This window comes from Lachnoclostridium sp. An196, from assembly GCF_002160135.1.
GTDB classification, from domain to species: Bacteria; Bacillota; Clostridia; order Lachnospirales; family Lachnospiraceae; genus Hominiventricola; species Hominiventricola avistercoris.
Genome location: NZ_NFJZ01000001.1, coordinates 447,535 through 471,448 on the forward strand (window position 1 = coordinate 447,535; position 23,914 = coordinate 471,448).

General features: G+C 49.4%; 28 protein-coding genes. 22 read left to right on the forward strand and 6 right to left on the reverse strand.

Going from position 1 to position 23,914, the window contains the following annotated elements; genetic code table 11:
* Window positions 1-11: 11 nt before the first annotated feature.
* The 9 genes from B5F29_RS02025 to B5F29_RS02065 all read left to right on the forward strand — a co-directional run bounded on the left by B5F29_RS02025 (window position 12) and on the right by B5F29_RS02065 (window position 7,290).
* Window positions 12-245 (forward strand): stage III sporulation protein AF, encoded by a 234-nt coding sequence (locus B5F29_RS02025; RefSeq protein ID WP_087153001.1) that lies wholly within the window; start codon window positions 12-14, stop codon window positions 243-245.
* A 22-nt stretch (window positions 246-267) separates the two neighbouring features.
* The gene (locus B5F29_RS02030; RefSeq protein WP_242955552.1) at window positions 268-792 is read left to right on the forward strand and encodes a stage III sporulation protein AG; all 525 of its coding nucleotides are present in this window, start codon (window positions 268-270) and stop codon (window positions 790-792) included.
* Complete coding sequence (locus tag B5F29_RS02035) at window positions 789-1,490, forward strand: SpoIIIAH-like family protein (protein WP_242955553.1); 702 nt, start codon at window positions 789-791, stop codon at window positions 1,488-1,490. Before B5F29_RS02030 ends, B5F29_RS02035 begins: the two co-directional genes overlap by 4 nt.
* Window positions 1,491-1,638: 148 nt before the next feature.
* Window positions 1,639-1,860 carry a FeoA family protein gene (locus B5F29_RS02040; RefSeq protein ID WP_087153002.1) on the forward strand — a complete coding sequence of 74 codons (222 nt, stop codon included), beginning with the start codon at window positions 1,639-1,641 and terminating at the stop codon, window positions 1,858-1,860.
* The gene (gene feoB, locus B5F29_RS02045) at window positions 1,857-3,911 is read left to right on the forward strand and encodes a ferrous iron transport protein B (protein ID WP_087153003.1); all 2,055 of its coding nucleotides are present in this window, start codon (window positions 1,857-1,859) and stop codon (window positions 3,909-3,911) included. Before B5F29_RS02040 ends, feoB begins: the two co-directional genes overlap by 4 nt.
* An 85-nt stretch (window positions 3,912-3,996) precedes the next feature.
* Window positions 3,997-4,356, forward strand: coding sequence for a GntR family transcriptional regulator (locus B5F29_RS02050; RefSeq protein ID WP_087153004.1), 360 nt, complete (start codon window positions 3,997-3,999; stop codon window positions 4,354-4,356).
* Entirely contained in the window at window positions 4,357-5,091 is a 735-nt protein-coding gene (locus B5F29_RS02055; protein ID WP_087153005.1) for an ABC transporter ATP-binding protein, read from the forward strand. It begins immediately after the preceding gene.
* Window positions 5,081-5,929 carry a hypothetical protein gene (locus B5F29_RS02060; protein WP_087153006.1) on the forward strand — a complete coding sequence of 283 codons (849 nt, stop codon included), beginning with the start codon at window positions 5,081-5,083 and terminating at the stop codon, window positions 5,927-5,929. Before B5F29_RS02055 ends, B5F29_RS02060 begins: the two co-directional genes overlap by 11 nt.
* Window positions 5,930-5,985: 56 nt before the next feature.
* The gene (locus B5F29_RS02065; protein WP_162608338.1) at window positions 5,986-7,290 is read left to right on the forward strand and encodes a putative ABC transporter permease; all 1,305 of its coding nucleotides are present in this window, start codon (window positions 5,986-5,988) and stop codon (window positions 7,288-7,290) included.
* Here the strand turns inward: B5F29_RS02065 and B5F29_RS02070 are convergent.
* Window positions 7,287-7,943 carry a Crp/Fnr family transcriptional regulator gene (locus B5F29_RS02070; protein ID WP_087153008.1) on the reverse strand — a complete coding sequence of 219 codons (657 nt, stop codon included), beginning with the start codon at window positions 7,941-7,943 and terminating at the stop codon, window positions 7,287-7,289. The genes B5F29_RS02065 and B5F29_RS02070 overlap by 4 nt on opposite strands.
* Before the next feature lie 194 nt (window positions 7,944-8,137).
* On the opposite strand from B5F29_RS02070, the gene trxB reads away from it, so the two are divergent.
* The 3 genes from trxB (at window position 8,138) to B5F29_RS02085 (ending at window position 10,675) form a co-directional block, all read left to right on the forward strand.
* Window positions 8,138-9,061, forward strand: coding sequence for a thioredoxin-disulfide reductase (trxB, locus tag B5F29_RS02075; RefSeq protein ID WP_087153009.1), 924 nt, complete (start codon window positions 8,138-8,140; stop codon window positions 9,059-9,061).
* A gap of 28 nt (window positions 9,062-9,089) precedes the next feature.
* Window positions 9,090-9,581, forward strand: coding sequence for a DUF3887 domain-containing protein (locus B5F29_RS02080; RefSeq protein ID WP_162608339.1), 492 nt, complete (start codon window positions 9,090-9,092; stop codon window positions 9,579-9,581).
* 146 nt (window positions 9,582-9,727) lie between these two features.
* Window positions 9,728-10,675, forward strand: coding sequence for an L-lactate dehydrogenase (locus B5F29_RS02085; RefSeq protein WP_087153011.1), 948 nt, complete (start codon window positions 9,728-9,730; stop codon window positions 10,673-10,675).
* 93 nt (window positions 10,676-10,768) lie between these two features.
* Here the strand turns inward: B5F29_RS02085 and B5F29_RS02090 are convergent, their stop codons facing one another.
* Window positions 10,769-11,119, reverse strand: coding sequence for a DUF1292 domain-containing protein (locus tag B5F29_RS02090; protein WP_087153012.1), 351 nt, complete (start codon window positions 11,117-11,119; stop codon window positions 10,769-10,771).
* Between the two features lie 203 nt (window positions 11,120-11,322).
* On the opposite strand from B5F29_RS02090, the gene B5F29_RS02095 reads away from it, so the two are divergent.
* The 5 genes from B5F29_RS02095 (at window position 11,323) to B5F29_RS02115 (ending at window position 15,888) form a co-directional block, all read left to right on the forward strand.
* Window positions 11,323-12,492, forward strand: a complete 1,170-nt coding sequence (locus B5F29_RS02095; RefSeq protein WP_087153013.1) for an aminotransferase class I/II-fold pyridoxal phosphate-dependent enzyme — start codon at window positions 11,323-11,325, stop codon at window positions 12,490-12,492.
* On the forward strand, window positions 12,489-13,091 hold the full coding sequence (locus tag B5F29_RS02100) for a YdcF family protein (protein ID WP_087153014.1): 603 nt from the start codon (window positions 12,489-12,491) through the stop codon (window positions 13,089-13,091). The genes B5F29_RS02095 and B5F29_RS02100 overlap by 4 nt, the downstream gene beginning before the upstream one ends.
* 66 nt (window positions 13,092-13,157) lie before the next feature.
* Window positions 13,158-13,997 carry a transketolase gene (locus tag B5F29_RS02105; RefSeq protein WP_087153015.1) on the forward strand — a complete coding sequence of 280 codons (840 nt, stop codon included), beginning with the start codon at window positions 13,158-13,160 and terminating at the stop codon, window positions 13,995-13,997.
* Window positions 13,985-14,923: a transketolase family protein gene (locus tag B5F29_RS02110; RefSeq protein WP_087153016.1), complete on the forward strand. Its 939-nt coding sequence runs from the start codon at window positions 13,985-13,987 to the stop codon at window positions 14,921-14,923. Before B5F29_RS02105 ends, B5F29_RS02110 begins: the two co-directional genes overlap by 13 nt.
* Before the next feature lie 155 nt (window positions 14,924-15,078).
* Entirely contained in the window at window positions 15,079-15,888 is an 810-nt protein-coding gene (locus B5F29_RS02115; protein ID WP_087153017.1) for an MBL fold metallo-hydrolase, read from the forward strand.
* Between the two features lie 120 nt (window positions 15,889-16,008).
* Here B5F29_RS02115 and B5F29_RS02120 read toward each other — a convergent pair whose 3' ends face one another.
* The gene (locus B5F29_RS02120) at window positions 16,009-16,488 is read right to left on the reverse strand and encodes an S-ribosylhomocysteine lyase (protein WP_087153018.1); all 480 of its coding nucleotides are present in this window, start codon (window positions 16,486-16,488) and stop codon (window positions 16,009-16,011) included.
* A gap of 119 nt (window positions 16,489-16,607) precedes the next feature.
* Here B5F29_RS02120 and mgtE point away from each other — a divergent pair, with 119 nt between their 5' ends.
* Genes mgtE through B5F29_RS02135 form a run of 3 tightly spaced genes read left to right on the forward strand, consistent with a single transcriptional unit; the run spans window position 16,608 to window position 19,890 of the window.
* On the forward strand, window positions 16,608-17,954 hold the full coding sequence (gene mgtE / locus B5F29_RS02125; protein WP_087153019.1) for a magnesium transporter: 1,347 nt from the start codon (window positions 16,608-16,610) through the stop codon (window positions 17,952-17,954).
* Window positions 17,955-17,967: 13 nt separating this feature from the next.
* Window positions 17,968-18,972 carry a tryptophan--tRNA ligase gene (trpS, locus tag B5F29_RS02130; RefSeq protein ID WP_087153020.1) on the forward strand — a complete coding sequence of 335 codons (1,005 nt, stop codon included), beginning with the start codon at window positions 17,968-17,970 and terminating at the stop codon, window positions 18,970-18,972.
* A 12-nt stretch (window positions 18,973-18,984) separates the two neighbouring features.
* Entirely contained in the window at window positions 18,985-19,890 is a 906-nt protein-coding gene (locus B5F29_RS02135; RefSeq protein ID WP_206414157.1) for an RluA family pseudouridine synthase, read from the forward strand.
* 7 nt (window positions 19,891-19,897) lie between these two features.
* Here B5F29_RS02135 and B5F29_RS02140 read toward each other — a convergent pair whose 3' ends face one another.
* Complete coding sequence (locus B5F29_RS02140; protein WP_087153021.1) at window positions 19,898-20,524, reverse strand: epoxyqueuosine reductase QueH; 627 nt, start codon at window positions 20,522-20,524, stop codon at window positions 19,898-19,900.
* Window positions 20,525-20,661: 137 nt separating this feature from the next.
* On the opposite strand from B5F29_RS02140, the gene B5F29_RS02145 reads away from it, so the two are divergent.
* Together B5F29_RS02145 and B5F29_RS02150 are read left to right on the forward strand one after the other, a co-directional pair.
* A complete protein-coding gene (locus B5F29_RS02145; RefSeq protein WP_087153022.1) occupies window positions 20,662-22,074 on the forward strand; it encodes an MBOAT family O-acyltransferase in 1,413 nt (470 codons plus the stop codon).
* An 18-nt stretch (window positions 22,075-22,092) separates the two neighbouring features.
* A complete protein-coding gene (locus B5F29_RS02150; protein WP_087153023.1) occupies window positions 22,093-22,932 on the forward strand; it encodes a GDSL-type esterase/lipase family protein in 840 nt (279 codons plus the stop codon).
* 48 nt (window positions 22,933-22,980) lie between these two features.
* On the opposite strand, the gene B5F29_RS02155 is transcribed toward B5F29_RS02150, so the two are convergent.
* Window positions 22,981-23,475, reverse strand: a complete 495-nt coding sequence (locus B5F29_RS02155; protein ID WP_087153024.1) for a hypothetical protein — start codon at window positions 23,473-23,475, stop codon at window positions 22,981-22,983.
* Window positions 23,476-23,573: 98 nt separating this feature from the next.
* Window positions 23,574-23,906 carry a putative quinol monooxygenase gene (locus B5F29_RS02160; RefSeq protein WP_087153025.1) on the reverse strand — a complete coding sequence of 111 codons (333 nt, stop codon included), beginning with the start codon at window positions 23,904-23,906 and terminating at the stop codon, window positions 23,574-23,576.
* Window positions 23,907-23,914 lie beyond the last annotated feature (8 nt).

Here is a 23,914-nt window from a genome sequence, read left to right on the forward strand (position 1 = left end):
GGTATGCCGGGATGCAGGAGATTCTGGATATGGTAAGATATGTGGCGGTTTTTTATCTGCTGGAGCAGACGGTGCTGAATCTGCTTCCCGGCAAAATTTATGAGAAATATGTGCGGTTTTATCTGGGGCTTTTGCTGGTACTGCTGCTGCTCCAGCCGGTTTTAAGGATATTCCGTCTGACAGAGACTCTGGATGCGGAAGCGCTGGTATACGAAACCGTGCAGGAAGCGGACGATCTGCGGTAGATGCTGAGAGGAGGCGGGAACTGTGCCGGTGAAATGGAATGAAATCAAAAAGAGATACTGGCCGCCAAGGAAAGATCAGCTGTTGATTCTGGTGCTGTTCGGTCTTTTGCTGGCGGTGATAGCGATTCCGGTAGACAGGGAGAAACCGGTGGGAGAGGAGAAAGAAGAAACAGCGCGGGAGGATGCGGAAAACGACTATGAAACCCGAATGGAGCAGAAACTGGGTGAGCTTCTGTCTCGGGTAGAAGGAGTGGGAAATGTTGAAATTATGCTGACTTTCGAGGGAAGCGGGGAAAAACAGGTGGAGAAGGACCAGACAGTTACGGAAGACAGCACACAGGAAGAGACAGTCTATGAAGAGAGCGGGAACAGCGGACGAACCCCATATGTGGCTTCCGAAACTAATCCGAGAGTGGAAGGAGTTCTGGTGATCGCCGAGGGAGGGGATTCCAGCAGAGTGAAGCAGGAGATTATAGAGGCCGCGCAGGCATTATTTGGCATAGAGGCTCATAAAATTAAAATAATGAAAATGGAGGGAAGCAAGTGAAGCAGATATTTAAGAAACCGGTATTCAAAAAAAATCAGATGATTATCACCGCGCTGGCCGCCATGATCGCGGTGGCCGGATACCTGAATTATTCGGGGACCGGACTGGATGAGGATTTATTAAGCGCCAACAGCTCGGCGATCGAAGATACAGAGGATGCAAGCGTGGCAGAAGATATTTCGGCGGAAGATATCTATGCGCAGACCGGTACGGAGGAGACCGGGGACATCGCCAGCCTGGATGAAGATACGGAAGCTGCAGAAGAAGAGGCAGAACCTGCGGCGGAAGAACAGGCGGAAGCAGAAGTGGGAGATACGGTGATGGTGGGAAGCAGCGTAGGCGTGGGCCTGGTGTCGGAAGCAAAAGTGACCAGGGAACAGACACGTTCCAGAAATAAGGAAATACTTATGGAGTTAATCAACAGCACCAATATTACAGATGAACAGAAGCAGGGAGCAATCGATGAAATGGTGGAGATGACGGACATTGCGGAGAAGGAACTGGCGGCGGAGACGCTGCTGTCCGCGCAGGGCTTTAACGACGTGGTAGTCAGTATCAATGAATCTTCGGCGGATGTGGTAGTGAGCAACACGCAGGTCAGTGACGCGGAGCGTGCCCAGATCGAGGATATCGTAAAACGGAAAACCGGAATCGAAGCGGCAAATATCACCATCACTCCCGTAACTGCGGCGGAGTAAATCCGGGTCTGTTGCATAAATAATAAAAATTCGCTATAATGCAGCTGATAAATATTATCAGCTGCATTATGATGTTTGAGCCCCGGACAACCGGAGAATAAAGATATCAGCATATATTTGCCGGGGCAGACGAGCGAGAGGTGTACAGATGAGATTGAATGAAGGAGCGAAAGGCAGCAGGCTCAAAGTGCTGCATATGGACCTTCCCGTCCAGACGGAACGCCGCCTGGAAGTGCTGGGAATGCTGGAAGGAACTGTGATTTCTGTGGTGAACAGGAAGAAAAGAGGGGCTATGATTATCAAGATCAGAGGCACCCGGTTTGCAATAGGAGAACAGATCACAAAGAACATCGAGGTGGAACCGGTATGAGTAAGAAGGAATTGACGGTAGGATTTGTAGGAAATCCGAACTGTGGAAAAACGACATTATTTAATGCCTATACAGGAGCTAATCTGAAAGTGGCCAACTGGCCGGGAGTAACGGTGGAAAAAAAAGAAGGAGCCATGCGTTTTCATGACGATACGTTCCGTCTGGTGGATCTGCCCGGTACATACAGCCTGACTTCCTATACAATGGAAGAGACTGTGACAAGGCAGTACATATTGAGCGATGAGGTGGATGTGATCGTGGACGTGGCAGACGCGTCGGCGCTGGAGAGAAATCTCTATCTGACGCTTCAGCTGATTGAACTGGGGAAACCGGTGGTTCTGGCGCTGAATATGATGGATATTGTTCAGGAGCGGGGGATGGAGATCGATCTGCACCGCCTGCCGGAGATGCTGGGGATTCCCTGTGTGCCTGTCTCGGCACGCAGAAAGACCGGTCTTGAGATCCTGATTCATACGGTGGCCCATCATAAGGATAAAATTCTGGGAGAGAAACTGATTCACCATCATGAGCCTGAAGAAAGCCATCACAAGGACGCGGAAGAACATCATAAAATGTACGCCATGGTGTACTCCGACGATGTGGAGGACAAGATTGACGAGATATCGGATCTTTTGCAGAAAAATTATCCGAAGATCGATAATCTGCGCTGGCATGCCATAAAAGTGCTGGAGAACGATGTGGAGATCCGCAAAGCATATCCGCTGAACTGGTCGGAGATTCTGGAGAGGGATTATGAAAAAGAAATCATCAACCAGAAGTTTTCTTTTATTGAAGAAATTATGACGGAGTGTGTGGCGAACCGGAGCCGGAAGGCAGAGTCAACAGACCGTATCGACCGGGTCCTGACACATCCGGTATGGGGGCTGCCGGTCTTTCTGCTGATCATGGCGCTGGTGTTTTTCCTGACATTTACTGTGGGAGACTGGCTGAAAGGCTATTTTGAGATCGGGCTGGACAGTCTGACAGGGCTTGTCACATCAGCGATGGAAACGATCCATACGAACCCGCTGCTGATCTCTCTGGTTACGGACGGTATCCTGGCCGGTGTGGGAGGAATTCTGACTTTTCTGCCCAATATATTTATTCTGTTCCTGGCGCTGGCTTTTCTGGAGGACAGCGGATATATGGCCAGAGTGGCGTATGTGATGGACGGTATCATGGGAAAGATCGGCCTTTCCGGACGTGCTTTTCTGCCTATGCTGCTGGGATTCGGCTGTACGGTGCCGGCGGTTATGGCTTCCAGGGTGCTGGAAAATCCCCGGGATCGTCTGAAGACGATCATGGTCACACCGTTTATGTCCTGCAGCGCGCGTCTGCCCATCTATGTGCTTTTTTCTGAGATGTTTTTCGGCGACAGAGCGATGATCGCCGCATTTTCCATGTATGTGCTCGGACTGGCGATGGCGATTCTGGGCGCCTTTATCATGAAGCTGGCGGACCGGAAAGAGAACGGAAATATGCTTTTGATCGAGCTGCCGGAATATAAGACGCCCAATGCCCATACGATCCGGGTCTATGTATGGGAGAAAGTGAAAGATTATCTGACGAAGGCCGGAACGACAATCTTCCTTGCCTCCATGATTATGTGGTGCGTGATGAATTTAGGACCTCAGGGATTTACGACAGATATGGAACAGAGTTTCGGGGCTCTGATCGGTAAAACGCTCGTGCCGGTTTTTGCGCCGCTGGGGCTTGGCTACTGGCAGATCGTACTGGCGCTGATCTCCGGAATCGCGGCAAAAGAAGTTGTGGTGTCCAGCTGCAGCGTCCTGTTCGGCATTGGCAATGTGACCGGAATTTCCGGTATGAACGGACTGGCCGCCGTGCTGGAAGGTATGGGATTCGGAGCGCTCAACGCCTATGCGCTGATGGTATTCTGCCTTCTTTATGTACCTTGTCTGGCGACGCTTGCTACGGTGAAAAGAGAGACAGGGAGCTGGAAATGGACCGGACTTATGGTTTGCGTACAGCTTCTGATTGCCTGGCTGATGGCATTTCTGGTCTTCCAGGCAGGATCTGCTGTTTTTTAGAATACAGGGATTGACAAATGAACCGGGGCAGAGTATTATTGTACTATATTAATAATACAATAATGCACGGCAAAGGAGTGAGCAGATGGAATGGAAACTGGATGACAGCCGCCCGATCTGGATCCAGCTGCAGGAACAGCTGACCAGAATGATTCTTTCCGGACGATTTCGTGCGGGTGAAAGACTGCCCAGCGTGAGAGAACTGGCATCGGAAGCAGGAGTGAATCCCAATACCATGCAGCGCGCACTGGCAGGGCTGGACGCGGAAGGGCTCACGGTAACGAACCGTACCGCGGGACGGACAGTGACGGAGGATGACTCGGTACTGGAAGGAATGCGTGCGAAGCTGGCGAGAGAACTGATCCGGCAGTTTTATGAAGAGGTGGAGCAGCTGGGATATGCCAGAGATCAGGCGCTGGAATTGTTAAAGAGGAGTGGAAGTTAGATGGGTGAAGTTTTGATACAGTGTCAGGATGTGTGGAAATACTACGGGAGAAAAGAAGCGCTGAGAGGCCTGGATTTTCAACTGTCCGGCGGACGGATTGTAGGACTTCTCGGCCCTAACGGATCCGGAAAGACGACTCTGATGAAGGTGCTGAACGGTCTTCTGCGGCCGGAGAAAGGAGTGGTTCTGATCGACGGAGAGGAGCCTGGAATTTATACGAAATCTGTCGTCAGTTATTTGCCGGACAAGACGTATTTTGCGGATTGGATGAAAGTCAGCGATCTGTTTGATCTGTTTCAGGATTTTTATGAAGATTTTGACCGGGAAAAAGCGGAGCAGATGTGCGAAACGCTTCAGATTCAGACAAATCAGAAAATGAAGATCCTGTCCAAAGGTACCAGAGAAAAAGTGCAGTTGATTCTGGTCATGAGCCGCAGCGCAAAGCTGTATCTTCTGGATGAGCCGATCGCAGGGGTGGATCCGGCAGCCCGGGATTATATTCTTGCGACGATTTTGAATAATTATAATCCGGAGGGAACTGTCCTGATCTCTACTCATCTGATTGCGGATGTGGAGAGGGTACTGGACGAAGTCCTTTTTATTCAGGACGGAAAAGTGATCCGCCAGGAGATGGTGGATGATATCCGCGAACAGGAAGGAAAATCAGTGGATGAACTGTTCCGGGAAATATTCCGGACGGTGCCTTATGGCGGAGGTACGGCGAATGTTAGGTAAATTAATTAAATATGATATGAAATCTATCTCAAGGACGTTGATTCCGCTATGGATTCTGGCGCCGGTCATCTCCCTCTTGTTCAGCATATCTATCAGGGGGCTGGTCGGGACAGCGGAGTACGCCGTCCAGAATACTCTGGAGAATCAGGCGCTTATTCAGGGCAGCGCGATTATTACCGGTATCACTACACTGGTTTTTTTCGGAGTTATGATCGCTATTCTGGTGATGACGGTTCTGTTCATTATTCAGAGATTCTGGAACGGACTGCTGAAAGAAGAAGGATACCTGATGTTTACGCTTCCGGTGGAAACATGGGAATTGGTAGTTTCCAAGGGAATCTGTGCGACAGTGGTCAGCTGTGTCAGTATCCTGGTGGGAGTGGTCAGCTGCGTGGTGATGTTTATGGGCGCGATCAGCGGTTTTGACGAACTCTGGAATGGAATCGGACAGCTGATCGGATACGCGGTGAAAGCGGACGGCGTAATGATATGGTCCTGCAATGTGGTTCTTTTTGTGTTGCTGATGATCGTAGGTACGGCGGAGAGCGTCTACCGCGTGTATGCAGCCATGGCTCTGGGCCAGCTTTTTGAAGGGCACAGAGTAGTTGGCGCCTGTGTATCTTATATCGGCATCGGCATTGCGTGGTCGTTGATCTCAGGGATCTTTACAATTATTGTCAGCCTGGCGCTGCCGGATACAGCATATTATCTTACGGAGGACTTTGGCGTATTCGGACTGTTGTATATGCTGGTTCTGCTTCTGATCACATTATTCCAGATTGTGATCTGGCATCTGATGACTGTGCATATTCTGTCCAGGCATTTAAATCTTGAATAAAAAAAGAATTTCCAGTACAATAGTAAGAAATTGGCATGGAAAGGAAAAACACAATTATGGACTATAGTATTTTTGAGCTGCTGTTTTTTCTGTTCATTTATTCTTTTTTGGGCTGGTGTCTGGAAGTCCTGTATATGGCTGTGCAGACCGGCAGGTTCTGCAACAGAGGTGTACTGAATCTGCCGCTGTCCCTTTCTTATGGGATAGCGGCAGTTTTGCTGATTCTGATCCAGCCTACGCTGAGAGAACACTGGCTTTTTCAGCCTGTGGCATATATGGTGATTACTTCCGCAGTGGCTCAGCTGGCGTCGGAAGTGTCATATCGTCTGACCGGAAAGAAGTTGTGGAATCAGGATGAAAAATCAGTATACGCCGGCAGGGTGAAGGGGTTTCTCTATATGGCAGCTGCGGCCGTATGCGCCATGCTGGTGATCCTGCTGGTGCATCCGTTTCTGTATCTGGCGGTTCATGCGCTTCCTGATCTTCTGATACAGATCGTTTCCGGCGTGCTTCTGGTGCTGGTGGTCATAGACGCGTCGGCCGTTTATCTGGCATCCAGGAAAAAGCTGCAGGCGGGCAGAGTGCGGACGCTGGCAGCGGGACTGCAGGTGCAGAAAAAGACTGTGGGAAGCCGTTTGACGGCACATATCTGGAACCGGCTTAAGAAAGCATATCCCAAGCTGCAGGCGGCAGAAGACGGTGAAGAAGAAAATCGGAAAAATTATGTGTTCGCGAAAGGAATCTGTCTGGATAAAGTATTCTGGATTTTCGTGATCACCGCAGTTGCCGGAGTCGTGATTGAGACGGTCTTTGTGGGCGTTACAACCGGAAGGTGGATGAGCCGGGCCAGTCTGCTTTACGGCCCCTTCAGCATTGTATGGGGAGCGGGAGGAGCGCTCCTGACGGTGCTTCTTCATAAATTGTCAAGCAAAGACGACAGGTATATCTTTCTGGGGGGATTTTTCCTGGGAGGCACTTATGAATATATGTGCAGCGTGATCAGCGAGGTCTTTTTCGGAACAGTATTCTGGGACTACAGCGATATGCCCTTCAATATCGGAGGGCGGACAAATCTTTTGTTTTGTATCTTCTGGGGAATCCTTGCTCTGGTATGGGTGAAGATTATTTATCCGAAGCTCAGCGGACTGATTGAAAGGATTCCGCCCATGACGGGCAAGATCGTGACCTGGGTATGCATGGTGCTGATGGCCTGCGATCTGGCGATTTCCGGCATGGCGCTGCTTCGCTACGTAGAGCGGAAAGAAGGAATCCCCGCAAGAAATATTGTGGAAGAATATGTAGATTATCAGTGTCCGGATGAATATGTGGAAGTAATATGGCCCAATATGAGAATGCGCTAGGCATCAAGGACTCCAAGAGCGGCCGGATCCGTGATCTCGACCGTCCCCCGCGAGAGGCGGACGTATCCTTCCCTCTGGAAATACCGAAGCATCCGGGTGACGACCTCTCTGGCGGTTCCCAGGTGAGCAGCGATTTTCTCATGCGTGATTTTCAGTACGGGACTGTCCTCCGCAGAGGATTCCTCCAGAAGGAAAGAGGCCAGACGCCGGTCCATGCTTTTCCACATAATCTGTTCGATCAGCCACATGACCTCTGAAAATCTGGAAGCCATGATCTGATTGGTATAATTGGCCAGAACCGCGGATCCGTCCATGATCTTTTTATAGGTGCCGGAAGGAATGACCCAGAGATCTGTGTCCTGTTCCGCTTCGATAAAGATATCGAACTGAATGTTCTGCATGATGCATGAGGCGGAAAAAAGGCAGATATCCCGGGGATAAAGCCGGTACAGGGTAACTTCCCGGCCGTCTTCAGAAGAGAGGAAGGCGCGCAGACGTCCTGTCCGCACCACAAGAAGGCCAATGCAGTCGCCGGAGCCGCTGTGAAGTATGGTTCCTTTCGAGATAGAGCGGGATGAGCAGGAGGCGGAAAGATTCGTCTGTTCCTTTTCTGTCAGCTGGTCCCAGACCGGAAAATAATTTGAAATATCCATGACTGTTTCTCCTTTATGGAATCAGTATAGGACATTTTCGTGATAATGTCACGGAAGATTTTCGGGAAGCCGGGTACTCTATGAATAAAGATTCTGTTTAAAGACGGAAAAGCTGCGGGGTCTGTGGCTGCGCCGGATTCCAAGGCGGCGATAAAAGCGTTTATAGAAAAATATGGAAATGACAGGTGAGAGGTATGAGAGAGATTTATGATGTAGTGGTGATCGGAGGAGGTCCGGGCGGATACACGGCAGCATTGTATTGTGTGCGTGCAGGTCTGAAGACAATTCTGCTGGAAAAGCTGTCCGCAGGAGGGCAGATGGCGCTGAGCACGCAGATTGATAATTACCCCGGGTTTGAGGAAGGGATCGACGGTTTTACGCTGGCGGAAAAAATGCAGGCCCAGGCAGAACGTTTCGGAACAGAGACGGAGCTTGCGGATGTTTTCGGAGCGGATTTAACAGGTCCGGTGAAAACCGTGCATACCAGCGAAGGTGATTTCCAGGGGCGCAGCGTGATTCTGGCTGCGGGAGCATTTCCGCGGAAACTGGGCGTTCCGGAAGAGGACTCATTGATCGGGCGCGGGGTCAGTTATTGCGCAGCATGCGACGGTATGTTTTTCAAAGGGAAGACGGTGGCCGTCGTCGGCGGCGGAGATACGGCAGTGATGGATACGCTGGTACTGTCCAGAATTTGCGAGAAAGTCTATATGATTCATAGGAGGGATACGCTGCGGGCCACCAAAGTCTATCATGAACCGCTTATGAAAGCGAAAAATGTGGAGTTTATCTGGGACAGCGAAGTGACGGAGCTTCTTCATGGTGATAAACTTACCGGTCTGAGGATTCATAATAAGAGGACGGGAAAAGGATCTGTCCTCTCTGTGGACGGCGTTTTTGTCAGCGTTGGCAGAGTTCCGGCGTCAGAATTGTTCAAAGGAGTACTGGAGACGGATGAAGCGGGGTACATTGCGGCAGATGAGTCTACCAGAACCAATGTTCCGGGAGTCTTTGCCGTAGGCGATATCCGCACGAAAGCGGTGAGACAGGTAGTGACCGCGGCGGCAGACGGCGCGGTGGCCGCACACTATGCGGAGGAGTATCTGGCGGAGAACAGATAAAATAGAAAATACAGGATGGAAAAGAAAAATGAATAAAAAAGATATTCACAACCAGGACCTTGCACAGGAAGAAAAGAAGGAGTATAAGAAAAAACAGAGAGTCTTCAGATTCCTCACGGCAGCGGCGCTTCTGCTCATCTTGTTTGTGATTGTGTTCCGGATGATGCCTAAAAACATCCCTTTGGAAGAAAGCGATATTTTCCGGGCAGATGAAGTACAGGAACTGGCGGAACATACAGTGCTCCTGTTGGGCGAAGGAAACTATGAAGAGATTCAGGAGTACGCGTCAGAAGATATGATATCTGTGCTTACGAAAGAGCAGATGGATGCGGTGAAGGAACAGTTTGCTCCCGACTGGGGAGAGTTCCAGTCTTTTGGAAATCTGTACATGGCGGAAGTACGGCAAAAGGGTGTCCGTTCGGCGGTGGTACAGATGAACGCTTCGTATGAGCACACGAGCATCACATATACCGTTAGTTTTGACGAAAACATGCAGCTGATCGGACTCTGGATGAAATAGAAGCAAAATTTTTGTAAAAAAATGAAAATAGGACTTGTCAAAAAAATGTCAATAGATTAGGATATATGTTGTGGATATTTTACAATTCATGAACCATGCAGTTATATATAATAGGTTGATTGCATGAGAGAAAGGAGCTTACTTATATGAAAAGCAAAGTAACTATTATCGGAGCGGGCAGCGTAGGATCTACGATTGCGTATACCCTCTCAACGATGGATATCGCATCTACGATTGTCCTGATCGATATCAATAAGAAAAAGGTAGAAGGAGAAGTGATGGATATCGCGCAGGGAACCTGCTTCCGCGACCCGATCTCTCTGGTGGCAGGAGAGTATGAGGACGCGAAGGATTCCGATATCGTCATCATCACTTCCGGCATTGCGCGTAAACCGGGCCAGACCAGAATCGAACTGACTCAGACAAATGTAAACATCATGAAGAGCATCGCTCCGGAGATCGCGAAAGTTGCTCCGAACGCGCTTTACGTGATTGTGAGCAACCCGGTTGATATTATGACCTATGTATTTACGAAGATTTCCGGTATTCCGGAGAACCAGATCATCGGTTCCGGCACTCTTCTGGATACTGCGAGACTTCGCAACACCCTGTCTGAGCATTTCCAGGTAGCGCAGGGCAACATCCACGCTTACGTATTTGGCGAGCATGGCGACAGCTCTTTCGTTCCGTGGAGCTGCGCATCCGTATCCGGCGTGGAGCTGGATGAGTACCTGGCGCTGATGAAATCCTTCGGCAAAGAGGTAGAGGATCTGGACAAAGACGGAATGGTTGATTTTGTGCACAAATCCGGCGGAATCGTTATCGCAAACAAGGGTGCTACTTTCTATGCGATTGCTTCTTCCGTATGTAAGCTCTGCTCTATCCTGAGCGCTTCTACAGATTCTGTCATCACCGTATCTTCCATGATGCACGGCGAGTACGGAATCGAGGACGTATGTATCAGTACGCTGACCCTTGCCGGCCCGAACGGTATCCGCGGCAAGGTTCCGGTAAAACTGAATGACGAAGAAGTGGCAAAACTTCAGGCAAGTGCGAATGCGCTGAAAGAAGTCATTGCTCAGATCGAGTTATAAGATCTTTTTCAAATAACAGAGAAGACGCGGCACATGTCCGCGTCTTCTTTTTGTGACGGCGTGCCATGCGGCACGCCCCTGTCATTTTCAGGTTCAGTTCAGTTCATCTTCTGAGACCAGTTCGTCATATTCCATGGAATCCAGCAGTTCATCGAAGGCGTCGGAAGCGATCTCATACTCTTCATCGCTTTCGATGTTATCCAGTTTGGGCTGACCGCTCGCGTCGACAGTATAACGGTACAGATAAACTTCGCCGTCTTCATTCTGTCCGTTTTCGTCCAGAGGAAGCAGTGCGATATATTCTTTGCTTCCCGCGTCAAAAATTCCTACGATAGCGCACTCCACCGTACTGTCATCATCCAGGGTCAAAGTGACAGTGACTCCTTCGCCGCCGCAGGAAGCGCAGTCGCCGTTGCATTTGGTCTCATCACAGTTATTTGACATAGAAAAAACCTCTCATTTCTTTATGTTTTCTGAAGTATCCCTATCAATGTAGCAGAATATGCTTTTATTTGCAATAGCCGGGAAGGCAAAACTTGACTTTCTGTACGGTTTCGTTACAATATACGTAAAAGTTCAGGACGGCGGGAAAAAGGTATGCCGTCCTGAAATGCTGTCAATAAATAAAGAAACAAGGAGCGGATAAGATGAAGATGGAATTTTCCAAAAGATCCCAGGCTTTTCCTGAGGGGATATTTTCTGTGCTGAATAAGAAAAAAGAGGAACTTCTGAAAGAGGGAAGGACAGTCTACAATTTTTCGGTAGGGACGCCTGATTTCCGGCCACCGGCTCATATTATGGAGGCATTTCTGGAAGCGGCAAAGGATCCGGAGAATTATAAATATGCTCTGTCAGACCGCCCGGAGCTTTTGGCGGCTATGCAGGGATTCTATCAGAGGCGTTTTGGCGTGAAACTAGAGACGAATCAGATCATGAGCATGTACGGGTCCCAGGAAGGTATGGCCCATATTGCGCTGGCGCTGTGCGATCCCGGAGACGTGGTGCTTGTACCTGATCCCGGTTATCCGGTATTCGGCATCGGACCGGAGCTGGCCGGAGCCAGAAGCGTAACATATCCTTTGTATAAAGAAAATAATTTCCTTCCGAATTTTGATGATATTCCGGAAGAAACAGCAAGAGAGGCCAAGTTTATGATTATTTCCGCGCCGGCTAATCCGGTGTGTGCGGTGGCGGGGGATGATTTTTATCAAAACGCCATCGCGTTTGCGGAGAAATATCATGTGATTCTGCTGCATGACAACGCTTACGCGGATCTGGTATACGGCGGGAAAACCGGGAAATCTTTTCTTTCTTATCCGGGAGCTATGGAAACCGGCATTGAGTTCTTTTCTCTGTCCAAGTCTTACAATGTGACCGGTATGCGGATCTCCTTTGCTTTGGGCAACGCCGAAGTGATCGAGGCGTTCCGCAAGGTGCGTTCTCAGATAGATTACGGTACGTTCCTGCCGGTCCAGTATGCGGCGATCGCGGCAGTGACGGGTCCGCAGGACAGCGTGGAAGAGCAGTGCAGGGAATATGAACGCAGAAGCCGCGCGCTCAGCCGGGGACTGACCGGGATAGGCTGGAAAGTGCCGGATTGTGACGGAACCATGTTTGTATGGGCTCCTATACCGGAAAATTACGACAACAGTGAAAAGTTTGCCATGGATCTGGCGGAAAAGGCCGGCGTGATCGTGGTGCCGGGCAGCAGTTTCGGAGAGCTGGGAGAAGGCTATGTGCGGCTGGCGCTGGTATATCCGGTGAATACTATCAGGGAAGCAGTGAAGGCTGTTGCGGAGAGCGGGATCCTGAAATGAATGTTCTGGATGTATTTACTGAATTTATATTTCTGGAGGACAAGCCGGAGCGGTCCGATATCATCTTTATCCCCGGTTCGGATGAAGGCGTGCTCGCCGTGCGCGCGGCAGAACTCTGGAAGGAAGGTTATGCTCCGGTGATCCTCCCTTCCGGAAGATACGGGAAGCTGACAGGCAGGTTCACCGGCGATCCTGCTTATGGCACGGAGTGGGAGTATCTTCATCACGTGCTCAGAGAGCAGGGGGTGGCGGAAGACGCGATCTGGAGAGAAGACAGAGCCACTTTTACTTATGAGAATGCTCTTCGTTCGCGGGAAGTGACCGATGCGGCAGGGATGTCCGTCAGGACGGCGATCCTCTGCTGCCAGGCATATCACGCCAGAAGGGCAAGCCTTTATTATCAGGCATGCTTTCCCGAGGCAAAGATTCTCGTCTCTCCGGTAGTCACCAAGGGGATCAGCAGGGAGAATTGGTACCGTTCGGAGGAAGGGATCCGGCTGGTGCTGACAGAGGTGGAGCACTGCGGTTCCCAGTTTGGGGAAGTCGTCCGCAACGCAGCTGAAAAAAAGCTCACAGGACGCCTTCAAAGTGAGATATGATCTTGAAATGTGCGGAATTTGTGGTATGATAAAAATGTATAATTTTGTATGGAAAGGGAGAGAATCATGCAGACTTTAGAATTGAAGAAAATGGCAAATGAAGTCCGTAAAGGCATTGTGACTGCCGTGCACAGCGCAAAAGCAGGACATCCGGGCGGATCTTTGTCAGCGGCAGACATTTTTACCTACCTGTATTTCGAGGAGATGAACATCGATCCGAAAAATCCGAAAGATCCGGACAGAGACCGTTTTGTATTATCCAAAGGACATACGGCTCCGGGATATTACAGCGCTATGGCTCACAGAGGGTATTTCCCCGTAGAGGATCTGGTAACTCTTCGCCATATCGGTTCTCATTTACAGGGACATCCCTGTATGCAGCATCTTCCGGGCGTGGACATGTCTTCAGGCTCTCTGGGACAGGGCATCTCCGCGGCAGTAGGTATGGCTATTGCCGGAAAGCTGGATCAGAAATCCTACCGTGTGTACACGCTTCTCGGTGACGGCGAGATCCAGGAAGGACAGGTCTGGGAGGCTTCCATGCTCGCGGGACACAGACACCTGGACAATCTGGTAGTAATCGTGGACAATAACGGACTCCAGATCGATGGAAGGATCGAGGATGTAAACTCCCCGTATCCGATCGACAAGAAGTTTGAAGCATTTAACTTCCATGTAATCAATGTGGCGGACGGCAACGATATGGACCAGCTCCGCGCGGCATTTGACGAAGCGAAGACAGTAAAAGGAAAACCGGTGGCGATCATCGCGAAGACAGTAAAAGGAAAAGGCGTTTCTTTCATGGAAAATCAGGCATCCTGGCACGGAACCGCTCCGAACGATGAGCAGTATGCAGTCGCTATGGCAGATTTAGAGAAGGTAGGTGAAGCGTTATGTCAGAAGTAAAGAAGATCGCTACAAGAGAGAGCTACGGTAATGCATTGGCAGAGCTGGGAGCAGAGTATCCGAATATCGTGGTACTGGACGCAGACCTTGCAGGCGCTACGAAGACGGGCGTATTCAAGAAAGCATTCCCGGACAGACATATTGACTGCGGTATCGCAGAAGGAAACATGATGGGCGTGGCGGCAGGACTTGCGACAACGGGCAAGATTCCGTTCGCTTCCAGTTTCGCTATGTTCGCGGCAGGACGTGCGTTTGAGCAGGTCCGCAACTCTATCGGCTATCCGCATCTGAATGTGAAGATCGGTGCGACGCACGCAGGTATATCTGTAGGCGAGGACGGAGCGTCCCATCAGTGTAACGAGGATATTGCGCTTATGAGAGTGATTCCCGGCATGGTGGTGATCTGCCCCGCGGACGACGTGGAAGCGAGAGCGGCAGTGAGAGCGGCTGTCGAGTACGAAGGTCCGGTATATCTGAGATTCGGTCGTCTGGCGGTTCCGGTATTCAATGACCCGGCTACATACAAGTTCGAGATCGGCAAAGGCATCACGCTGAAAGAAGGCAAAGACGTGACGATCATCGCTACCGGCCTGGAAGTGAACGAGAGCCTGGAAGCGGCAAAGATGCTGGAGGCAGACGGTATCTCTGCAGAAGTGATCAATATCCATACCATTAAGCCGCTGGATGCGGAACTGGTATGCGCTTCCGCGAAGAAGACCGGAAAAGTAGTGACTGTGGAAGAACACTCCATCATCGGAGGACTGGGAGGAGCCGTAGCGGAAGCGCTCTCCGAGAACCAGCCGACAAAGATGATGCGTATCGGTATGAACGACGTATTCGGCGAATCCGGTCCGGCGAAAGACCTGATCGCGAAATACGGACTGGACGCAAAGAGCATCTATGAAAAGATCAAAGCATGGATGTAATGCAGATTCTATCCTGAATTGTATACAGAAAATAACAAAACAGGGACGTCTTCTGACGGCCCTGTTTTTTTGCAGAAATCTTTAAATGCGGTGATTGATAAAAAATCGGAAACTTTGTATACTTGAAACAGTACATTTGAATAGGAGTGAACAATATGCAGTCAGAGACGTTGATACTGCTTGGCACGGGAAATGCCACGGTGACCAGATGCTATAATACCTGTTTTGCGATTCAGATCGGGGAAGAATATTTTCTGACAGATACCGGGGGAGGGAACGGGATTCTGACACAGCTGGAAAAAGCGGAGATTCCGCTGGAAGCCATACATGAGATTTTTATCAGTCATGAACATACAGATCATCTGCTGGGGCTGGTGTGGCTGATCCGCATGATCGCTACCAGGATGAAAAAGGGACAATATGAAGGTGATCTGCAGATTTACTGTCATAAAGAACTGGAAAAGACGATCCGGACGATCGTGGAGCTTACAGTACAGAAAAAGTTCTGCAGGATGATCGGAGAGAGGATTTTTTTCCGTACCGTAAAAGATGGAGAGACGAAAAAGATCCTGGATTATGATGTGACATTTTTTGATATCCGTTCCACAAAAGCAAAACAGTTCGGATTCACCACAAAGCTTCAGAATGGCAGGAAATTTACATTTCTGGGAGACGAGCCTTATCAGGAACATGAGGAAAAATACGCTGAAAATGCGGACTGGCTGCTCCATGAGGCATTCTGTCTTTACCGCGACCGGGATCTGTACAGTCCTTACGAGAAGCACCATGCGACGGTAAAAGAAGCATGCGAGCAGGCGGAAGCGCTGGGCGCTAAAAACCTGATCCTGTACCATACGGAAGATAAGAATCTGGCAGAGAGGAAGAATCTGTATACGGAGGAAGGCAGACAGTACTATCACGGAAATCTTCTGGTACCGGAAGACCTGGAGAGGATCCTGCTGTAAAATACCATCATCTGCGGCGGGGGAAAGGAACATCAAAATCGGGGACAACTCTGGTTTCCAGAGATAAGTCCCCGATTTTTGCAGAATCTGAATCAATGCGGCAAATCCCTGAGCCGTCAGTTACTGCGGATACACCAGCCGTTCCTCTGTGATATCGTACAGCACTTCATCCAGATATTTCCTTGCCAGCCATTTTGCCATGGGCAGGTTCATGTCCAGATAATTGCCGCAGTCTCTGGGGCTGGATCCGGGGATCTCTCCCTCGTAATCCCGGATGAACTCATACATTTCAATCATCAGGTTTACTATATCAGAAGATTCATAGTCTCCTGCCAGCAGCAGATAGAAACCGGTGCGGCAGCCCATGGGGCCAAAATAGATGATTCTGGAACCGAAGACCGGATGATTGCGGAGAAATGTAGCGCCGAGGTGTTCGATGGCATGTACCTCTGCGGTGTTCATAACGGGTTCATCATTGGGGCTGGTCATGCGAAGGTCAAAAGTTGTGATGCATGAACCGTCCACCTGATCTTTGCGGGACACATAGACTCCCGGGATCAGACGGATATGGTCTATGGTAAAACTGGTGATTTTCTCCATAAGTATATGCCTCCTGTAATTAATTTTATCATTGTTTCCATGATAGCAAAGTTTGTTGACAAAGGCAAGGAAGAAAGATAAAATGAAATTCGGATTATAATGGGAGGAGGGCACGGGAAATGGAACAGAATGATGTATCTGAACTGCAGAATTATCTGGACGGGCACAGGTTCCGTGAACTCCGGTCCAGGCTGATGAAGATGAATGAGGCGGACATTGCGGAGTTCCTGGAAGAACTGGACCACAATCAGAAAGTCCTGATTTTCCGGATGCTTCCCAAGGAACTGGCTACAGATGTATTCGCATTTCTGGAAGCGGATGACCAGGAAGATATCATTAATGGCATCACGGATGCGGAGATACAGAATATCATCGAAGACCTGTTTGTGGATGACGCGGTGGATATGCTGGAAGAACTTCCTGCCACAGTGGTGAAAAGAGTCATGCGTATGGCGACGCCGGAGACGAGGACTCTGATCAACCAGTTTCTCCAGTATCCGGAAAACAGCGCCGGAAGCATTATGACCGCGGAGTACATCGGTCTGAAAAAGTATATGAATGTGGAGCAGTCGTTTTCCTATATCCGCGCTCATGGAGTGGATAAGGAGACGATCTATACCTGCTTTGTCATGGATGGGGAGCGTCATCTGGAGGGTGTTGTGACCATCAGGGATCTGTTGATGAATCCTTACGAGACGAAGATCCAGGACATTATGGATATCAATTTTATCAAGGCGGTAACTACGGACGACCAGGAAGAGGTCATGGATCTGTTTAATAAATATGACCTGATCTGTCTTCCGGTTGTGGATCATGAAAACCGTCTGGTGGGTATCGTTACGGTAGACGATGTGGTAGACGTCATGGAAGAAGAGGCTACGGAAGACTTTGAAAAGATGGCGGCCATGCTTCCCAGCGATAAGCCTTATCTGAAGACCGGAATCTTCGAACTGGCAAAGAACCGTATTGTCTGGCTGACGGTGCTCATGGTCAGCTCTATGATTACAGGAGGGATTCTGACTTATTATGAGGAAGCTTTTGCAGTGCTCCCTCTTCTGGTAAGCTTTGTCCCTATGCTTACCGGAACCGGTGGAAACGCCGGCAGTCAGTCCAGCACGATGATTATCCGATGCATGGCCATCGGGGAAGTAGAACCGTCGGATATTCTTAAGGTAATATGGAAAGAAGTGAGAGTGGCGCTTGTGGTGGGATTCCTGCTTGCGGCGCTGAATTTTCTCCGGCTTATGATTATGTATCCGGGGCAGATTATGATCTGCCTGACAGTGGTGATCAGCCTCTACATTACCGTGATCATGGCTAAAAGTATCGGATGCACACTGCCTATTATTGCCAAGCTTTTGAAGCTGGATCCGGCGATCATGGCGGCGCCCCTGATCTCTACGATCGTGGATGCCTGCAGTCTGATCGTGTATTTTAGAATTGCATGTAATTTATTAAATATATAGGAGAGAAACGAAAATGATAAATGGAAAGAAAGTGCTGTTCAGCGGGATGCAGGCCACAGGAAACCTGACTCTTGGAAATTATCTGGGAGCTATGAAGAACTGGGTGACGCTGAGCGATGAATATGAATGTTTCTACAGTGTGGTGGATATGCATTCTATCACGGTGCGTCAGGATCCGTCCACACTGCGTCAGCGTGCCCGTAAACTGCTGATGATCTATATAGCGGCAGGCCTGGATCCGGAAAAGAACTGCCTGTATTATCAGTCGCACGTGTCAGGACATGCGGAGCTGGCATGGATACTGAACTGTTTTACCTATATGGGAGAACTGAACCGCATGACTCAGTTTAAAGATAAGGCGGCAAAACATGCAGATAACATTAACGCGGGACTTTTCACATATCCGGTGCTGATGGCGGCGGACATTCTGCTCTATCAGGCGGATGTGGTTCCGGTAGGCGTGGATCAGATGCAGCATCTGGAGCTGACCCGTGATATCGCGCAGCGTTTTAACGGTATTTACGGTGATGTATTCACGGTCCCGGAGGCGTATGTGGGTAAGGTGGGTGCGAAAATCATGAGCCTGCAGGATCCGTCCAGAAAAATGTCCAAGTCGGATGAGAATCCGAACGCTTCTATTTATCTGATGGACGATCCGGACACAATTATGCGGAAATGCAAGAGAGCTGTCACGGATTCGGAGGGGCAGATCCTTTATCGGGAGGAACAGCCGGGAATCCGTAACCTGATCGATATTTACAGCGCATGCAGCGGCAAGACGCCGGAAGAGACTGTGAAAGAATTCGACGGAAAAGGTTATGGGGAATTCAAGATGGCGGTCGGAGAGGCTGTGAACAGTGTGCTGAAACCGCTGCAGGAGCGTTATGCGCAGCTGGAGAAGGATAAGGCATACATTGACCGGATTATCAAGGAAAATGCTGAAAAAGCGGATTATGTGGCGACGAAAACCCTGCGGAAAGTACAGCGTAAAGTGGGATTCCCGGACCGTATCCGCTGAAAAGAGTACATGATGGAACCGTTCTACAATGAGCGCCGTTTTTCATATATAGCAGGGGAAGCCGAGCAGGGGATGGCCGTAGGGCAGTTTCTAAAAGAGCGGGGTTATTCGCGTCACGCCCTGATTTTACTGAAACAGACAGAAGGCGGAATACTCTGTAACGGAAGAGAAGTGTATCTTAGTCAGCCCCTTCGGAAGGGGGATCGTATGGATCTGTTCCTGAAGGAAGAAGTACCGGAGGAGATAGAACCAGTAGAACTTCCGTTCGGCATAGTTTATGAAGATGACGACCTGATGGTCGTAGATAAACCGGCGGATATGCCGGTTCATCCATCTATGAAAAATCATGATAATACATTGGCTAACGCGGCGGCATGGTATGGAAGGACAAAGGGAGACAGTTTCGTGTATCGGTGTGTGAACCGCCTGGATCGCGATACTACTGGACTTTTGATTCTGGCAAAGCATATATTGAGCGCGACAGGCCTTTATGGACAGATGAGGGCAAGAGAGATTCGCCGAACATATCTGGCGATTGTAAAAGGAATGATCCGGGAAGAAGGAACCATAGACCTTCCTGTGGGAAGAAAAGAAGATTCCGCGATTGAACGGATGATAGATCTGGAACATGGAGAGCGCGCGGTGACCCATTACCGTCCGGTCCGGCACGGAAAAGACTGGACGCTGATAGAATGCAGGCTGGAGACAGGACGGACGCACCAGATCCGCGTTCATATGAGCAGCTTCGGGCATCCTCTCATAGGAGATTTCCTATACGGGAGCCGGGAGGAACAGATGCCGCGGCAGGCGCTTCATTCCTGGAAACTGTCATTTGTTCATCCCATTATGGGAAGACCGATGGAGTTTGTCAGTCCGCTTCCTCCAGATATGCAAAAATATATAGGAGATCGCTCTTGAGAGATAGTCAGGAGATCTCTGGATGACGCTCTTTCCAGGAATAGATACAGCCGCAGTAATCCTGGCGGTACAGACCGTATTCCCGTGAGAGTTCGATGGAACGTTTATAACCGTTCCGCTTTTTGAAATCGTTGGGGAGCCAGCGCACTCCATGGGAGGCGGCCAGCTCCTCTCCGATTTCGTTTAATTTTTCCGCATTTTTTAAAGGACTGATAGAAAGGGTTGTGGCAAAATAGTCATAGCCCTTTTCCTTTGCCATCCGGACAGCCGCCTCCAGGCGTAGCCGGTAACACGCAAAGCAGCGTTCTCCGCCTTCCGGCAGATGCTCCATTCCCTTGGCGCATGCGTAAAAATCATGAGGGATGTAGTCTCCTTCCAGAAAAGAGACAGGATATTTCGCCGGGAGCGAGCCGATAAAACGTTTCTGTTCCTGTACCCGGGTCCGGTATTCCGACTCGGGATAGATATTTGGATTGTAGTAGAAGACCGTGATGGAAAAATATTCAGACAGATATTCCAGCACGTAACTGCTGCAGGGCGCGCAGCAACTGTGCAGCAGAAGAGAAGGAACATGTCCTTCCTCCAGTTTTTGGATTTCCCGGTCCAGTTCTTTTTGATAATTTCGCTTGTTCATACGCACTAGTATACCTCCGCCGGAAAAAAATGCAAGCATAATTGTGAAGAATTATGAAGAATGGGAAGGGCATATTGCGGAGAGAAAACCGGACAGATATAATAAGCTTTGATAATGAGTAAGAGAGGAAATAACACATGGTTTTCAGCAGTATCGATTTTATTTTTCATTTCCTCCCGGTATTTTTGGCGATTTATTTTCTGGTTCCATTTTCCTGCAAGAACTGGATTTTATTTGGCGGGAGTCTGTGCTTCTATCTGTACGGGACTCAGGGTCACCCTCTGTATATTGGCATGCTTCTTTTTTCCTCCGCGGCTGCTTATCTGGCCGGCCGAGGTATAGAAAAAAGCCGGAATAAGCGCGGAAAAAGAATATATTTACTGGCAGGGCTGGGATACAGCCTGGGAGTCCTCGCGGTTTTTAAATATTCGGGTTTTATCATAGAAAATATAAATCTGCTTATGAATATGGCCGGCGTGCCCGTGCGGATTCCTTCTGTCAGACCCTCGCTTCCTTTGGGAATCAGCTTTTATACGTTTCAGATATGTTCTTATCTGATGGATGTGTATCGCGGCGCGATTCGTGCGGAGCGGTCCTTATTCCGTCTGATGGGTTATGTCTGTATGTTTCCGCAGCTTTTGTCAGGGCCATTGATCCGTTATGGAAAGCTGGTGAGGGAGTGGAAAGGAAGAGAACACTCCATGGAAGGCTTTGAAGAGGGAATCAGAATCTTTACGGTAGGTCTGGGAATGAAAGTGTTGATTGCCAACCAGGTGGGAAATCTGTGGCGGCAGACAACGGCGATCGGTTTTGAGAGCATATCTACTCCTATGGCATGGCTGGGACTTATGGGGTATACTCTTCAGATTTATTTTGATTTTTATGGTTATTCTATGATGGCCTCCGGACTGGGGAGGATCATGGGATTCCATTTTCCGGATAATTTCCGGCAGCCGTATCTGTCTGTGTCCATGACAGAGTTCTGGAGAAGATGGCATATAACGTTGGGAGAATGGTTTCGGGATTATGTATACATACCTCTGGGAGGAAGCAGGACCGGGACGTGGAGGACGCTTCGCAATCTTCTGGCTGTATGGCTCCTGACCGGACTCTGGCATGGAGACAGCTGGAATTATATTTTGTGGGGAGTTGTCCTTTTCCTGATCATTGTCATAGAAAAACTGGGACTCTTGCGGATCCTGGAGAGATACCATATTCTGGGACATTTGTATATGGCTTTCTGGATTCCCATAAGCTGGCTGATATTCGCGGTAGAGGATCTTCCGATGCTGTGGGTCTATCTGACGCGGCTGTTTCCGTTTCTGGGCAAATCCTCGGCGGCGGTATTTTCCGGAGATTATCTCAAATACGGAAAAATATATGGTATATCGTTGCTTTTGGGCATATTGTGTATTGGCGCGCTTCCTGAAAAACTTCTGGGACGTAAACACAGATTCCTTACCGCGGCAGTACTGCTGGTCATTTTCTGGTTCAGTATTTACTGCATATGGAAGGGTATGGATGATCCCTTCCTGTACTTCAGTTTTTAGAGATACGAAAGGAAAAAAATGAAATATACATATACCTGTATGCTGGGAATCAGTCTTTGCGCGGCTATGCTGTTCACACCGGTCAGAGAGGCGATTGTACAGGGCAAACCTGCGCAGGAGGCATTTTCACAGCCGGATATTTTAAATTCTCCGGAAATCATGGAAAGTGAGGAGGAACCGGAGGAATTCCAGTCCGAAGAAAGTGCTGAAACGACGGAGATTCCGCAGAACCCGGAGAGACAGAATCCACAGGATGGAGAACCGGAGGAAGTTGCAGAAGCGGAAATGATTTCCAGAGAACATTTTTTTGATGATGCTCTGTTCATCGGGGACTCCAGAACAGTGGGACTTTTCGAGTATGCGGACATGGGGGCGGCAGATGCTTTTGCCGATTCGGGAATGAGTCTTTATAAAGTGATGGAAGTGCGTCTTTCAATGGGAGACCAGGGAGAAAAAACACTGCAGGAAGTTCTGGAGAACAGACAGTACGGCCGCATATATTTGATGCTCGGCATTAATGAGCTGGGGTACGATCAGGAAGCGACAGCAAAAAAATACCAGGAACTGGTACGGTATCTGGTACAGTCGCAGTCTCAGGCCCGACTCATTCTGGAAATGAATATGCATGTCTCGAAAAAAAGATCAGAAACAGACTCTATTTATAATAATGCAAACATAGACGCGTTTAATAACCGAATCCGGGGGATCGCTTCAGAGGAAGGCCTTGCCTGTATCGATATCAATGAACGGTTTGATGACGGCGAAGGGAATCTTGCAGAAGAGTACACGGCGGATGACGCGCATCTGATGGGCAAATATTATGCAGAATGGGCCGACTGGATATATGAAAACCGGTGAATAACGAACAGCCGCCTGTCCGGAAATGGACAGGCGGCTCGTTTCATGTTAAAAAGAGGTCTGCACTTCGGTACAGGGTTCCGCACCGTAGAAAGGCAGTCTGCCTTCACTGTATCCGTAGGCAAAATAATGGTTCAGAAGAGCTACCGGGTCTTTTCCGATCACCTCCGCCACATCCGGATAGGTATTGTAATAGAATACCGGATCGAGCTTTGGCAGATCGCTGTCGGCATTGTCAGGATCAGATGGATAATTGGTCATGAGGAAAGCGGTACGGTCTTCTTCCGTATCCACGATCCCGGCGGCATCCCGCCATTCTGCCTGCATGTTCGGGAAACGCCCTTCTGCCATCCCGAAAGATTCGTAGTGGTTGAACAGGGCCTGAGGATCAAATCCGGTCACATTGGCCACATCCGGGTATTTCTGAAAATAATAATGCGGATCGAACGCGGTCTCCGCTCTGGCGGGAACTGCGGCGAAAGCCGAGCACAGAAATACGGCGCCGAGGGTGCATAACAGGGTTCTGGTTTTGCTGAACTTCATCTTGCTTCACCTCCATATGGAATCACGTTTTTACTTCTGTATACAGCATAACATCCGGCCCCGCGATTTTCAATACTGTTTAAAATCTGTGCGCGAATTTATTTTTTGAGGAATTTTGAATCCGAATCCGGGATTCCCGCATTGTCCGAAACATATCTTTCCGCCTTCATATGAAGGTCATATTTTTCCCGAAGGGCGGAGATAGTCCCCATCATAGGGGATGCGTGGTGGGCATCCAGGGACGCCTGGTCCTTCCAGCTGTCGATCAGCAGAACCGTCTCCGGGTCGTTCATCGGGAAGAAATAATCATATTTCTCGTTACCGGCTTCCACACGAATCAGGGCGGCCGTTCCGCTTTGTTCCATCTCCTCGGCGAATCTGCGGGCGCCGCCGTCTTTGCCGGTATAATAGAGATTCATTGTAATACTCATTGTGTCTG

Bases quoted from the DNA above. Each gene is read 5' to 3' on its own strand.
- B5F29_RS02120 (WP_087153018.1), bottom strand. From the start codon at position 16,488: ATGGAGAAAATCACCAGTTTTACCATAGACCATATCCGTCTGATCCCG.
- B5F29_RS02145 (WP_087153022.1), top strand. From the start codon at position 20,662: ATGGTTTTCAGCAGTATCGATTTTATTTTTCATTTCCTCCCGGTATTT.
- B5F29_RS02155 (WP_087153024.1), bottom strand. From the start codon at position 23,475: ATGAAGTTCAGCAAAACCAGAACCCTGTTATGCACCCTCGGCGCCGTA.
- B5F29_RS02055 (WP_087153005.1), top strand. From the start codon at position 4,357: ATGGGTGAAGTTTTGATACAGTGTCAGGATGTGTGGAAATACTACGGG.
- B5F29_RS02095 (WP_087153013.1), top strand. From the start codon at position 11,323: ATGAAGATGGAATTTTCCAAAAGATCCCAGGCTTTTCCTGAGGGGATA.
- B5F29_RS02085 (WP_087153011.1), top strand. From the start codon at position 9,728: ATGAAAAGCAAAGTAACTATTATCGGAGCGGGCAGCGTAGGATCTACG.
- feoB (WP_087153003.1), top strand. From the start codon at position 1,857: ATGAGTAAGAAGGAATTGACGGTAGGATTTGTAGGAAATCCGAACTGT.
- B5F29_RS02105 (WP_087153015.1), top strand. From the start codon at position 13,158: ATGCAGACTTTAGAATTGAAGAAAATGGCAAATGAAGTCCGTAAAGGC.
- B5F29_RS02115 (WP_087153017.1), top strand. From the start codon at position 15,079: ATGCAGTCAGAGACGTTGATACTGCTTGGCACGGGAAATGCCACGGTG.
- B5F29_RS02150 (WP_087153023.1), top strand. From the start codon at position 22,093: ATGAAATATACATATACCTGTATGCTGGGAATCAGTCTTTGCGCGGCT.
- B5F29_RS02065 (WP_162608338.1), top strand. From the start codon at position 5,986: ATGGACTATAGTATTTTTGAGCTGCTGTTTTTTCTGTTCATTTATTCT.
- mgtE (WP_087153019.1), top strand. From the start codon at position 16,608: ATGGAACAGAATGATGTATCTGAACTGCAGAATTATCTGGACGGGCAC.
- B5F29_RS02110 (WP_087153016.1), top strand. From the start codon at position 13,985: ATGTCAGAAGTAAAGAAGATCGCTACAAGAGAGAGCTACGGTAATGCA.
- B5F29_RS02090 (WP_087153012.1), bottom strand. From the start codon at position 11,119: ATGTCAAATAACTGTGATGAGACCAAATGCAACGGCGACTGCGCTTCC.
- trxB (WP_087153009.1), top strand. From the start codon at position 8,138: ATGAGAGAGATTTATGATGTAGTGGTGATCGGAGGAGGTCCGGGCGGA.
- B5F29_RS02080 (WP_162608339.1), top strand. From the start codon at position 9,090: ATGAATAAAAAAGATATTCACAACCAGGACCTTGCACAGGAAGAAAAG.
- B5F29_RS02135 (WP_206414157.1), top strand. From the start codon at position 18,985: ATGGAACCGTTCTACAATGAGCGCCGTTTTTCATATATAGCAGGGGAA.
- B5F29_RS02025 (WP_087153001.1), top strand. From the start codon at position 12: ATGCAGGAGATTCTGGATATGGTAAGATATGTGGCGGTTTTTTATCTG.
- B5F29_RS02050 (WP_087153004.1), top strand. From the start codon at position 3,997: ATGGAATGGAAACTGGATGACAGCCGCCCGATCTGGATCCAGCTGCAG.
- B5F29_RS02100 (WP_087153014.1), top strand. From the start codon at position 12,489: ATGAATGTTCTGGATGTATTTACTGAATTTATATTTCTGGAGGACAAG.
- trpS (WP_087153020.1), top strand. From the start codon at position 17,968: ATGATAAATGGAAAGAAAGTGCTGTTCAGCGGGATGCAGGCCACAGGA.
- B5F29_RS02040 (WP_087153002.1), top strand. From the start codon at position 1,639: ATGAGATTGAATGAAGGAGCGAAAGGCAGCAGGCTCAAAGTGCTGCAT.
- B5F29_RS02140 (WP_087153021.1), bottom strand. From the start codon at position 20,524: ATGAACAAGCGAAATTATCAAAAAGAACTGGACCGGGAAATCCAAAAA.
- B5F29_RS02070 (WP_087153008.1), bottom strand. From the start codon at position 7,943: ATGGATATTTCAAATTATTTTCCGGTCTGGGACCAGCTGACAGAAAAG.
- B5F29_RS02060 (WP_087153006.1), top strand. From the start codon at position 5,081: ATGTTAGGTAAATTAATTAAATATGATATGAAATCTATCTCAAGGACG.
- B5F29_RS02160 (WP_087153025.1), bottom strand. From the start codon at position 23,906: ATGAGTATTACAATGAATCTCTATTATACCGGCAAAGACGGCGGCGCC.